Origin of the sequence: Streptomyces ipomoeae 91-03 (assembly GCF_000317595.1) — a bacterium.
GTDB lineage: Bacteria > Actinomycetota > Actinomycetes > Streptomycetales > Streptomycetaceae > Streptomyces > Streptomyces ipomoeae.
Genome location: NZ_AEJC01000067.1, coordinates 1 through 11,687, shown reverse-complemented (window position 1 = coordinate 11,687; position 11,687 = coordinate 1). Strand labels below are relative to the sequence as shown.

8 protein-coding genes and 2 pseudogenes are annotated in these 11,687 nt (G+C 70.3%); 6 read left to right on the top strand and 4 right to left on the bottom strand.

Annotation, left to right across the window (positions count from 1 at the left end; genetic code table 11):
• Positions 1 to 201, top strand: a pseudogene (gene purH / locus STRIP9103_RS45935) (bifunctional phosphoribosylaminoimidazolecarboxamide formyltransferase/IMP cyclohydrolase); the annotation flags it as partial.
• A gap of 42 nt (positions 202 to 243) precedes the next feature.
• On the opposite strand, the gene STRIP9103_RS04325 reads toward purH, so the two are convergent.
• The gene (locus tag STRIP9103_RS04325) at positions 244 to 1,263 is read right to left on the bottom strand and encodes a phosphatase PAP2 family protein (RefSeq protein WP_009298627.1); all 1,020 of its coding nucleotides are present in this window, start codon (positions 1,261 to 1,263) and stop codon (positions 244 to 246) included.
• 239 nt (positions 1,264 to 1,502) lie between these two features.
• Entirely contained in the window at positions 1,503 to 2,792 is a 1,290-nt protein-coding gene (locus STRIP9103_RS04320) for a glycosyltransferase family 39 protein (protein WP_009298632.1), read from the bottom strand.
• Between the two features lie 355 nt (positions 2,793 to 3,147).
• Here STRIP9103_RS04320 and STRIP9103_RS04315 point away from each other — a divergent pair, with 355 nt between their 5' ends.
• Together STRIP9103_RS04315 and STRIP9103_RS04310 are read left to right on the top strand one after the other, a co-directional pair.
• Positions 3,148 to 4,773, top strand: a complete 1,626-nt coding sequence (locus STRIP9103_RS04315) for an MFS transporter (protein WP_009298631.1) — start codon at positions 3,148 to 3,150, stop codon at positions 4,771 to 4,773.
• 138 nt (positions 4,774 to 4,911) lie between these two features.
• Positions 4,912 to 6,102, top strand: a complete 1,191-nt coding sequence (locus STRIP9103_RS04310; RefSeq protein ID WP_009298622.1) for an acyl-CoA dehydrogenase family protein — start codon at positions 4,912 to 4,914, stop codon at positions 6,100 to 6,102.
• A gap of 41 nt (positions 6,103 to 6,143) precedes the next feature.
• On the opposite strand, the gene STRIP9103_RS04305 is transcribed toward STRIP9103_RS04310, so the two are convergent.
• Positions 6,144 to 6,587, bottom strand: coding sequence for a cell division protein SepF (locus STRIP9103_RS04305; protein ID WP_009298633.1), 444 nt, complete (start codon positions 6,585 to 6,587; stop codon positions 6,144 to 6,146).
• Between the two features lie 355 nt (positions 6,588 to 6,942).
• Between STRIP9103_RS04305 and STRIP9103_RS04300 the strand changes: the two genes are divergently transcribed.
• The 3 genes and pseudogenes from STRIP9103_RS04300 to STRIP9103_RS51210 form a co-directional block, all read left to right on the top strand.
• On the top strand, positions 6,943 to 8,208 hold the full coding sequence (locus STRIP9103_RS04300) for a DUF5685 family protein (protein WP_009298616.1): 1,266 nt from the start codon (positions 6,943 to 6,945) through the stop codon (positions 8,206 to 8,208).
• Between the two features lie 536 nt (positions 8,209 to 8,744).
• Entirely contained in the window at positions 8,745 to 10,574 is a 1,830-nt protein-coding gene (locus STRIP9103_RS04295; RefSeq protein WP_048819669.1) for an FAD/NAD(P)-binding protein, read from the top strand.
• Between the two features lie 289 nt (positions 10,575 to 10,863).
• A pseudogene (locus STRIP9103_RS51210) lies at positions 10,864 to 11,277 on the top strand (LLM class flavin-dependent oxidoreductase); the annotation flags it as partial.
• A 171-nt stretch (positions 11,278 to 11,448) separates the two neighbouring features.
• Here STRIP9103_RS51210 and STRIP9103_RS49755 read toward each other — a convergent pair.
• Positions 11,449 to 11,687, bottom strand: a 239-nt coding sequence (locus tag STRIP9103_RS49755) for a hypothetical protein (protein ID WP_009298618.1), incomplete at its 5' end; no start/stop codon positions are given.

Sequence of the window (11,687 nt, the reverse complement as noted above, 5' to 3'; positions counted from 1 at the left end):
TACGGCGAGAACCCGCACCAGCCCGCCGCGCTCTACATCGACCCCGCGCCCACGGGCGGCGTCGGCCTCGCCGAGGCCGAACAGCTGCACGGCAAGGAGATGTCGTACAACAACTACACGGACACGGACGCCGCCCGCCGTGCCGCGTACGACCACACCGAGCCCTGCGTCGCGATCATCAAGCACGCCAACCCGTGCGGCCGTACGGGACATGGTCGTGCGTACCGGACCCGCTGTCTCGTGTCAGCCCCCGGCGGCCGTCCGGGCCGAGGACGCGCCGCGCGCCACCCGGTCGGGATGGGGCGGCCTGCGGGACCCGATCGGGGTGACCGGGGTCCGCTCCGACCTCGTCAGATGCGGCCCGGGGGCCAGATGGAGCGGCTGGACGGACGGGAGCGTCGAGCGGGCGGCGATGGTCGTGTCGGGGGCGCCCGCGGGCTCCCCGGCGGCACCCCGCAGCGGGGCCGTGGCCACGGCGGCGGGCGCCGGGACGGGTGCCGTACGGCGGTCGCGCCAGCTGTCCCGCAGCAAGAAGAGCCAGGTCTCGGCGCGGGTGATCACCGGCTCGAACCAGGGCAGCGCCAGCAGGATCAGCAGCCCGGCGGCCCAGCCGAGCAGGACGTCGCTCAGCCAGTGCGTACCGAGGTAGACCGTGGTGAGACCGACGCCGAGCGAGGTCACGGCGGACAGCGCGGACAGCCAGCGTCTGGCTCGCGGGGTCGACGCCAGATAGGCCAGGATGCCCCAGGTCACCACGGCGTTCGCGGTGTGTCCCGAGGGAAATATGTCGCCGCCCAGCCACATCTCGTTGGAGCCGATCTCGGTCGCGTAGTGCGGGCCGAGCCGCCCCATGCCGATCTTGGCGGCGCCGACCGTGATGTTCAGCAGCAGCAGGGAGACGCCGAGCGCGAGCAGCGGGCGCAGGGTGTGTTGTCTCCAGGAGCGCCAGCCCAGCCAGGCGGCGACCATCACCGCGGTGGGGCCGCGCTGGCCCAGGACGACGTAGTAGTCGAGGAACGCGTGGATCTCCGACCACTGCTGGTACGGCCGGAAGAACATGATCTGCCAGTCGAGCCGCACGAGCCACGACGTGATCACCACGGCCCACACGATGGCGATGTAGAAGGCCAGGGTCGAGGCGAAGAGCACCACCCTGTGCCGGGTCATCACCGGTACATCGATGTGGGCCGGTCGTTCCGGCTCACGGTCCAGCCTGGAGAAGACCCGGTCCAGAAGACGGGTCGGCTTTCGTTCGGTACGCACTCAATCGACGTTACAGCGAGTGAGTGCGTACGCGGTGTGAATCACCGGCTTTGTGATGACGCCGTGATGTGGGATTGCTCTCAGAATGATGATTATCTCTGTCGAATGGGGAATCGCCGCGCCATCTCGCCTTCAATTCCATGGCTCAATGCAGACCACCCGTTTTACTGCGCTTTTGAATTCGTTCACCGATTGATTGCGCCGAATTACGCAACCGCTCGCCGAGCGTCACCCGTCGATCATGGGGGACCGGAGCCATTGAGCCAGAACGCGCCATAGACCGCCGACAGCGCCGCCACACCGCCGAGAATCGCCGCTGACCTGCGCGTACGCGTCCGGGCCAGGGCCACGGCCAGGGGCAGCAGCAGGGGGAAGGCGGGCATCAGCAGGCGTGGTTTCGAGCCGAAGTAGCTCGACGCGCACAGGGCCAGCGCGGTGACGATCCCCGAGTACACCAACAGCGGCAGCGGCTGCCCCTGTCTCACACAGACGACGTACAGCCGGACGACCGACGCCACCCCGATGATCAGCCCGACACCCGCCAGGGCCGACGGGAACGAGGTGAACTTGTCGGCGACGAAACGGGCGAAGGCGTAACCGCCGTCGAAACCGTTGCGCCAGCCCGCCTGGACATCGAGATAGCCGAGCGGACCCCTGCCCGTACGGTGACCCACCCACAGTACGTAACCGGCGGCACCCAGGGGCGCGAGAAGCATCCCGATGGCGCGCGCACGAACAGGGGAGCCGTCCGATGCCGTCGCACCCCGGCTCCGTACGAACGGGGGAGCGAAGGGCGCCTCCGGCCCGGACGCGGGACCCGCCTTCGGCCCCGACCCGAGACCCGCCTCCGACCCCGACCCGGGACCCGCCTTCGGCCCCGACCCCGGATCCGGGCGCCGATCCCGCAGATGGGAGGCGATCGCGCCCGCCCACACCGCCGCGACCACCGCGAGCCCCACCGGGCGGGTCAGCCCCGCGAGCGCGGCCAGGGCGCCCGCGATCACCCAGCGGCCGGTCAGCACGGTGTACAGCGACCAGGCGGCCAGCGCGGTGAACAGTGACTCCGTGTACGCCATCGACTGCACGACCCCGACCGGCAGCACCGCCCACAGCAGCACGGCGTACACCCCCACCCGGCGGCCGTACACATGGTCGACCACCGCGAAGATCCCCCAGGCCGCGGCGAGCGAGGCCAGCGTGCTCACGACCAGACCGGCGTGCGCGTACGACAGCGGGGTCACCGCCGACACCGCCCGCTCCAGCCAGGGGAGCAGAGGGAAGAAGGCCAGGTTCGAGTGCACGTCGCCGTTCGGCAGCCGCACCTCGTAGCCGTAGCCCAGTTCCGCCACCCTCGTGTACCAGAGCGAGTCCCAGCGGGCCGACAGCAGCGTCAGGGCGCTCTTGTCGCGCGCCGCGCTCCACACGGCCAGGACCACCAGTCCGAGGGCGCGCACGGCGGCGTACCCGAGGAGCGCGGGGGCGGCCCGGCTCAGCAGTGGCGGCGCCGGGCGCGTATCAAGATCGGTCACGCGCTCGATTATCGGCGCCACCCGGAACCGGCCGGGACCGTCACACGTGGTGATCCGTGAGAGACGGTGATGGAGCGTGACGGACGGATCACGGACGGGTGATCATCGCGACCCGGGGACGAGTGATGAAGGACCCATGGAGGAGCCATGGACGGCCACTGCCGTGGCGTACGCCACATGTCGTATGAAGCTTTCATGAGACTCCCGCCACGTTCCCCCGGCCGGGACTCGCGTACCCTGACGGCTCACTCGCCTTTCGTTGCGCGGGCCTGGGACGCCGCTCCTCCCGGGCCATAGCCCGGGGAGTCCCCACCCCGCGGTCCGCCGAACGCGAGAGCATCTGGGAGGTACGTACATGTCCGGGACGCCCACGGCCGCTGCGCGACGCCGTCGGCAGGCCGGGGCCGGTGCAAACCGCTGGGTCGTCCTCGTCGTCCTCTGCGTCAGCCTGCTGCTCGTGGCCGTCGACGCCACCGTGCTGCATGTGGCGGTGCCCGCCGTCACCGAGGACCTCAAGCCGAGCGGCATGGAACTGCTCTGGATCGTCGACAGCTACCCGCTCGTCTGCGCCTCGCTGCTGATCCTCTTCGGCACGCTCGGCGACCGGGTCGGCCGTCGAAGGATCCTGCTCCTCGGCTACGGCCTCTTCGGCGTCGCCTCCGGACTCGCGGCCCTCGCCGACAACCCCCATGTCCTGATCGCCGCCCGCGCCCTGCTCGGCGTCGGCGGCGCGATGATCATGCCCGCGACGCTGTCCATCCTGCGCCAGGTCTTCCCCGACCGGCGTGAACGGGCGCTCGCCATCGGCATCTGGAGCGCCGTCGCCGCCGTCGGCGCGGCCGTCGGCCCACTCCTCGGCGGGTTCCTCCTCGAACACTTCTGGTGGGGCTCCGTCTTCCTCGTCAATATCCCGCTGATGCTGGTGAGCCTGCCGGTCGGCCGACTGCTCCTGCCGGAGTCGACCGGCGACCGCGACGGCCCCTGGGACGTGGTGGGCGCCCTGATGGCCGCCGCCGGTCTCTTCGCCGTCGTCCTCGGAGTGAAGCGGCTCGGCGGCGGGCACCCGCCGTTCGACCCGGCCACCGCGCTGTCACTGTTGGCCGGCGGCGGGCTGCTGGCCCTGTTCGTACGACGACAGCGGCGCCGGGCGCATCCGCTGGTGGACCTGCGGCTGTTCGCCCGGCCCGCGTTCAGCACCTCGGTCGGCTGCATCGTGCTGGCCATGCTCGCGCTGGTGGGTCTTGAGCTGATCGCGGCGCAGTATCTGCAACTGGTTCTTGGACTGTCCCCCCTGGAGACGGGGCTACGGCTGCTGCCGCTCACCATCGCCGCGATGGCCGCCGGGCTCGTCGGCTCCCATATGCTCCACCGCTTCGGGCCGCGCCTCATGGTGTCCCTCGGCTTCTGCCTCACCGCGTTCGCGGTGCTCCTGCTGACGGGGATGGGGCGCCACGACAACACGGGGCTCCTGCTGGCCGGGTTCATCCTGCTGGGCTTCGGCCTGGAAACGACCCTCTTCGGTGCGTACGAGTCGATGCTCAGCGAGGCGCCCGCCTCCTCGGCCGGTGGGGCCGCCGCGATCGGTGAGACCTCCTATCAGCTGGGCGCCGGCATCGGTATCGCCCTCCTCGGCAGCGTCATGAACGCCGCGTACACGCCCGGGCTGTCGTCGGTGCCGGGGGTGCCCTCGTCGGCCTCCGCCGCCGCAGGGCACTCGCTCGGTGAGGCCTACGAGGTGGCGGGGCGGCTGGGTGGGCCGTCGGGGGAGGCGCTGCGGCATGCCGCCCGGGACTCGTTCGTGCATGGGCTTCATGTGACGTTGCTGGTGAGTGCGGGGTTGTTGGTGCTGGGCGCGGTCATGGCGCTGAGGTTGCCCCGGGTCATGGAGTGCGGGGTCCCTGCGGGGGGCTCCGCCGATGTACCGGGGCCTCGGGAGGCCACGGCTGGACAGCCGGGGGTACGCGCGGAGTCGGTGCGCTGAGTCTGCGACGGCGCGCGGGGGCGGCACGATTGCCCGCACTGCGAACGGTGTATTGGTGGACGCGCGGGGCGCTGCCGCATAGCGTCGGCGTCGACCCGTTACTAGCGTCGCTAGTTTTAGTGAGCCGGAGGTTCCCCCATGGCCGCGCCCGCGAAGCTGCCGCCCTTCGATCCCGCTGATCCGCTGGGGCTCGACGATCTGCTCGACCCCGAAGACCTCGCCGTGCGGGACACCGTGCGGAACTGGGCGGGGGATCGGGTGCTGCCCCATGTCGCCGAGTGGTACGAGAAGGGGGAGTTGCCCGGGATCCGGGAGCTGGCGCGGGAGCTGGGGGACATCGGGGCGCTGGGGATGTCGCTCAGCGGGTACGGGTGTGCCGGGGCCGGCGCTGTGCAGTACGGGCTTGCCTGTTTGGAGTTGGAGGCGGCGGACTCGGGGATTCGGTCGCTGGTCTCCGTGCAGGGCTCGCTCGCGATGTACGCCATTCACCGGTTCGGGAGTGAGGAGCAGAAGCGGGCTTGGCTGCCGCGGATGGCCTCCGGTGAGGTCATCGGGTGCTTCGGACTGACCGAGCCGGATCATGGGTCCGACCCTGCCTCGATGCGGACGTACGCCAAGCGCGACGGCGGGGACTGGGTGCTCAACGGGCGCAAGATGTGGATCACCAACGGGTCGGTCGCCGGGGTCGCGGTGGTGTGGGCGCGGACCGACGACGGGATCCGGGGGTTCGTCGTGCCGACGGACACCGCCGGGTTCTCCGCGCCGGAGATCAAGCACAAGTGGTCCCTGCGAGCCTCGGTCACCAGTGAGCTCGTGCTGGACGACGTACGGTTGCCCGCCGATGCCGTACTGCCGGAGGTCACCGGGCTGAAGGGGCCGCTGAGCTGTCTGTCCCACGCCCGCTACGGGATCGTCTGGGGCTCCATGGGGGCGGCGAGGTCCTGCTTCGAGGCCGCCGTCGAATACGCGAAGACACGGGAGCAGTTCGGGAAGCCGATCGGGGGGTTCCAGCTCACCCAGGCCAAACTCGCCGACATGGCGGTCGAGTTGTACAAGGGGATTCTGCTCGCCCACCATCTGGGGCGGCGGATGGACGCGGGACGGCTGCGGCCCGAGCAGATCAGCTTCGGCAAGCTGAACAACGTACGAGAAGCCATCGAGATCTGCCGTACCGCCCGGACGATCCTCGGCGCGAACGGGATCTCCCTCGAGTACCCCGTGATGCGGCACGCGACGAACCTGGAGTCCGTGCTCACCTACGAGGGCACCGTCGAGATGCACCAGCTGGTGCTGGGCAAGGCGCTCACCGGTCTCGACGCCTTCCGGTGACCATGTGACACCGGAAGGCGGGCAGGGTGAGCCGCCCTGCCTCAGCTCTGGTTGAAGAAGCCGTCGGTCGGACGACCGGCGGCTTCGCCGCTGACGATCTCCGTGTCGGCGGGCGTCAGCAGGAACACCCGGTTGGACACCCGCTCGATCGAGCCGCGCAGACCGAAGATCAGACCGGCGGCGAAGTCGACGACACGCTTGGCGTCGCCGGACTCCATGTTCGTGAGGTTCATGATGACCGGGACACCGTCCCGGAAGAGCTCGCCGATGTGCCGGGCGTCGCGGAAGCTGTCCGGCGTGACCGTGCCGATCCGGCGGCCCTGCTCCTGCGCGGACTCGGACGCGACCTTCACCCGAGGGTCGGTGACCCAGGCTTCGCCGGGGCCGGACTCCCGCTCATCGGCGTAGTCGTCGTCGTAGTAACGCTCGTCATCGTTGTCGTCGACGAGGCCAAGCCAGGCACTCGCCTTGCGCACCGATCCCATGGACGCCTCCTCTCACAGCGGTCTTTGTCTGTTTCCGCATCCCTATCGTCGTCCATGATGCGGATGTCTCGCCAAGTGGATAGACGCCGCACGGGGGTTTCGTGACGGTACTGGTGCAGAACGAATTCCTCGAGAGTCCATGTGCCCCAAGGGCTCTGCCGTACACACTTGCTGACTGGGAGTGAAATAATATTGTTCACGGCGTTTGGGTGAGTATCGGAGCGTCCGGGTGAACGTTCCGGCGGCTACGATGCGGCGACGGTCGAGGGCCACGGTCGTGTGCTGGACCCGCGATTGACCTCGATGAACACCACGGAAGGCACCGCGCTGGACGCGGATGACACGGGGGAGTGTCGTGTTCGGAATCGTGAGGCCCTGCAGCCATCGGCTCGGTGAGGGACTGCGGACACAGTGGATGGCGCATTTGTGCGGGCTCTGTCTCGCGCTGCGCGGGGACCACGGGCAGCTCGCCCGGGTCGTCACCAACTACGACGGCTTGCTGGTCTCGGTCCTGACGGAAGCTCAGGCCGAGCGGACCACCGGCTTGCGGCGGACCGCCGGGCCCTGTCCGCTGCGCGGGATGCGCACCGCGTCCGTCGCGCAGGGCGAGGGCGCGCGGCTCGCCGCCGCCGTCTCGCTGGTGCTCGCCTCGGCCAAGGTGCGCGACCACATGGCCGACGGGGACGGACTGCTCGCACGGCGGCCGGTGGCGCTCGCCGCGCGCCGGGTCGCGACGAGCTGGGGACGCGCCGGGGCCCGTACGGGTTCTGACATCGGGTTCGACACGGCCGTGCTGGTCGACGCGGTGGACCGGCAGACCGGCATCGAAGCGCTCGCCGGGCCGGGGACGCCGCTGCTCACCGTCACCGAGCCGACCGAGACCGCGACCGCCGCGGCCTTCGCGCACACCGCGATCCTGGCCGGCCGCCCCGGCAACGCCGAACCGCTCGCCGAGGCCGGTCGCCTCTTCGGACGGCTCGCCCATCTGCTGGACGCGGTGGAGGACCAGGCCGCCGACACCGCCTCCGGTGCCTGGAACCCGCTGACCGCCACGGGGACGTCCTTGACCGAGGCCCGCCGCCTCGCCGACGACGCCCTGCACGGCATCCGGCTCGCCCTGAGCGAGGTCCACTTCGTGGACGGCAAACTGGCCCATCTGCTCCTCGTGCACGAACTGCGGCGCTCGGTGGACCGGGCGTTCGGGACGGTGCCGGTGTGTGCGGCGCATGGGGTGGACGGGTCGGCTCAGCAGCCGGACAGGCTGGGCGGGTCGGTTCAGCACGGGAACCCGTATGCGGGTGGTGGGAATCCGTACGCCGGGAGCGGCGGCGGGAACCCGTATGCCGGGAGCGGTGGGAATCCGTTTGCCGGTGGTGGCGGTGGGGCGTACGGCGGTCATGGCGGTAGTGGTGGTGGGGTCGGTGGTTTCGGTGGTGTGCCCTCGCCGCAGCCGCCGAAGCGGCGAGGGTTCTGGGCGGGGTGCGGGATGTTCTGGTTGCTGTGCTGCACCTGCCAGTTGTGCTGTGCGAAGGAGTACGAAGGGCCGTGGTCCCGGAAGAAGCGGGAGGGTTGCTGCCGGGACTGCGACTGCTGTGAGGCGTGCGACTGCTGCGACTGCTGACGGGGAGAAGAGCGCGAGGGGGCGCGTGTGAAGGCGAAGAGGGAAGAGAGCGGGGAGAGAAACGCGAAGGGCGCCCCTGTGGAATGGGGGCGCGCAGGGGGTCAGCTCAACAGGACGAGGACCACACTCGACCGAAGTCGATGTGGGAGCGTGTGACCAGCCGCTGCTGCGAGTGCATGTGCCCAAGTGGAACAGGCATCCGGTGGTCAGTCAACCGACGTGAGACGTACGGCTCACAGTACGGACACCCTTGACAGTGACTTGACAGTGAAGGGAAAGGCCGCCGTAGTCTCGGTGCGGACCGTTGCTGAGGGGCTCGGTCGCACGCATCTCCGGATGCGCCGCGTGTGAAAGGCACCCGTGTTCGACTCGATGTGCCACGGAGCCTTCGCATGCCGTCTTCTTCTTATTCTGCTTCTGCCGCTTCGAGCGTTTCGCGTGTTCTGTCACAGCCTGCTGTGAACAGGGCCGACGCGGGTGTCGGTGTCGGTGTCGGTGCAGGTACTGGTGCCAGAGGTGTGTCGCGGCCCTCGGTGGTGATCGTCGGGGCCGGGCCGCGGGGGACGGGGCTGATCGAGCGGATCGCCGCCAACGTGGGGGAGTCGTACGGGAGTTCGGGGGCGGTGGGAGCGGGCTTCGACATTCATCTCGTCGATCCGTATCCGCCGGGGGCCGGGCGTATCTGGCGCGCTGATCAGTCGCCGTTGTTGTGGATGAACTCGCAGGCCGAGGACGTCACGATGTTCACCGACGAGACGGTACGGATGGACGGTCCCGTGCGGGAGGGGCCCACCCTGCATGAGTGGGCGGGGCTCGACGGGCGGGTCTTTCCGGACCGGCGGATACAGGGCGCGTATCTGAGGTGGGTGTACGCGCGGGCGGTGGCGGCGCTGCCCGAGGGGGTCACCGTCCGGCACCATCCGTATCGTGCGCTGCGGGTCGAGGGTGCGCGCGAGGGGCGTCAGCGGGTGTGGCTGGAGGAGCGTTCGGAGCCGCTGCTCGCGGACCTCGTCGTCCTCGCGCTCGGTCACTTGGACGCCGAACTCGACGACGAGCAGGGTGAGTTGGCGAAGTACGCGCGCGCCCATGGGCTCGTCCATCTGCCGCCGGACTTCACCGCCGACAGTGATCTGTCCTTGCTCGCGCCCGGCGAACCTGTGCTCGTACGGGGCTTCGGGCTCGCCTTCGTCGACCTCATGGTGCTGCTCACGGAGGGGCGGGGTGGGCGGTACGAGGGTGATGCGGACGGCTCGGAGGGCTCGGAGGGCTCGGGGGGCGCGGGCGGCTCCGGTGGCTCCGGTGGGGAGTTGACGTATCGCCCGTCCGGGCGGGAGCCCGTGCTGTATGTCGGGTCGCGGCGGGGTGTGCCGTACCACTCGAAGATCGGGTACGACCTGGAGGGGGAACGGCCGCCGCTGCCTCGGTTCTTCGGGCCGGCGGAGGTCGATGAGCTGCTGGCTCGCGCGGACGGGTTCGACTTTCGGCGGGATGTGTGGCCGTTGGTGGAGAAGGAGTTGGGGTTCGCGCACTACCATCGGCTGTTCACCGCCCATCCCGAGCGGACTGCCATGGCCTGGGGGGACTTCGAGGAGAAGTACGCGGCCGTGGGGGACGCGGGGGAGCGTGCGGTGCTGGTGGCGTCGGCCGTTCCGGATCCGGCGGACCGGCTCGATCTCGCCGCGTTGGATCGTCCGTTGGAGGGGGTGCGGTACGCGTCGTACGAGGAGTTCCAGGAGGGGTTGAGAGGCTATGTGGAAGGTGACCTGAGTCGACGTCACGATCCTGATTTCAGTGCGGACTTGGCGGTCTTCTTCGGGCTGTTGTCCGTCTACGGGCAGCTGATTCGGCTCGGTGACATCGGTGCCTGGTGGCATGGGTTCTTCAGCTATCTCGCCTCCGGGCCGCCCGGGCCACGGCTGCGGCAGATGCTCGCGCTGTCGCGGGCGGGGGTCCTGAGGTTCGTCGGGGCGGGGATGGTCGTGGCCGCGGAGGACGGGGTGTTCCGGGCGTCGAGTGCCACCGTGCCCGGGGCCTCGGTGGAGGCGAGGGCGCTTGTCGAGGCGCGGTTGCCCGAGCCGACGGTTGCGCGGGCCCGGGACGCGTTGCTGCGCGGGCTGTACGCCGACGGGGGTGCGGTCGAGACCGCGGAGGGGTTGCTCGCCGTGGATCCTGCCGACGGGCGGGTAGTGGATCGGTCCGGGCGACCTCATCCCAGGCGTTTCGCGCTGGGGCCGTACACCGACAGCCGTGCGCCGGGGGCGTTCACTCGGCCACGTACCGGGGGGCCGGCCTTTCGCCAGAACGACGCGACTGCGCGTGCGGTGCTGACGTTCTTGCGGGACCTCGACGGGCGCGCTGCCGCGTAGGCCGGTCGGAGGTACTTGCGGTCGGTCGGTAACCCGCCGGTCACCGCCGTCGTGGTTGCTCGCCGTTGCGGCGGATCCGAGAGGTGGGCGGCTTCGAAAGACAGAGGGGGCTGCGAGCGGTACGGGGAATCGAGGGCGGGCGGTGCATGAAGGGTGGCTGCGGCCGTCGGAAACCGCCGGTCACGGCCGTCGTGGTCGCTCGCCGGTACGCGGATTCAAGAGAGGGGGCGGCTTCGAGAGCAAGAGGGGATCGATGGGCGGCCGGGCGTTTGAGAGAGGGGCGGTGTGAGAACTTCGGGACGCGGCGGTCGGGTTCGGGCGGGACCTCGATGAGCTGTGGGTTCTTGTGAGCCTTCGGGTCGTTCTCGGGGGTGGTGAGCACGCGGCCGAGCCCGGGCATGGTGGGGGAGGGCTCCGGCAGACGGCGCGGGGGCCGTTGTATCGGGGCGGTCCCGTCGATCCGGCCGAGCTGATCGCCGACCGGCATCAGCGCGGTGCCGTCGACGGCTTTCACCCCGCCCCGTCGAGCCGCGCCGTGACCTGGAGCGGCTCGTCAACGGGACGGTGGCGCCGCTTCAGCACCGTGGCCTGTTCCGCACCTTCTCTCCGGGCAGCACGCTCAGGGGAACGCCTGGGCCTCGACCACCGCGTCGACGGGTACGCCGTGCCAGGGAGAGGCGTCATGACAAGGGGAACGTCATGACCACCGAGGGCCACCCCGCCCCCACTCGCGGACCATCCCGTAGGGCGACTTCCGGCCATCTCCGGGAGATGTGCGCGGGCGCCCGGCGGGGCGCTGTCGACGGCCCGTGTCGAGGACGGGCCGACCGTGGACCAGGAGCCCTTCACAGGCAAGGTTCTGCTGGTCGCCGGCTCAAGGCCGCCGGTGGAGGCGCGAGTCGGGGCCGGAGAGCGGCGGTTCGTGGTGCTCGCACGGGAGGGGGAGCGGGGTGTACGGGACTTCGATCCGGCGGTGCCGGGCGCGACGGGACTTCCGGGGGATCGAGGTGAGGGCGTACGAGCCGCGCTGGGCGGGGCTGGGGCGCGTCACGGCGTATGGCGAGAATCGCACCGTCCGGGTCGCGAATGTGGACGGACGGGAGCGGGGCTCGG

Excerpts from the sequence above, each read along its gene's own strand:
- STRIP9103_RS04315 (WP_009298631.1), top strand. The coding sequence starts at position 3,148 with ATGTCCGGGACGCCCACGGCCGCTGCGCGACGCCGTCGGCAGGCCGGG.
- STRIP9103_RS04310 (WP_009298622.1), top strand. The coding sequence starts at position 4,912 with ATGGCCGCGCCCGCGAAGCTGCCGCCCTTCGATCCCGCTGATCCGCTG.
- STRIP9103_RS04305 (WP_009298633.1), bottom strand. The coding sequence starts at position 6,587 with ATGGGATCGGTGCGCAAGGCGAGTGCCTGGCTTGGCCTCGTCGACGAC.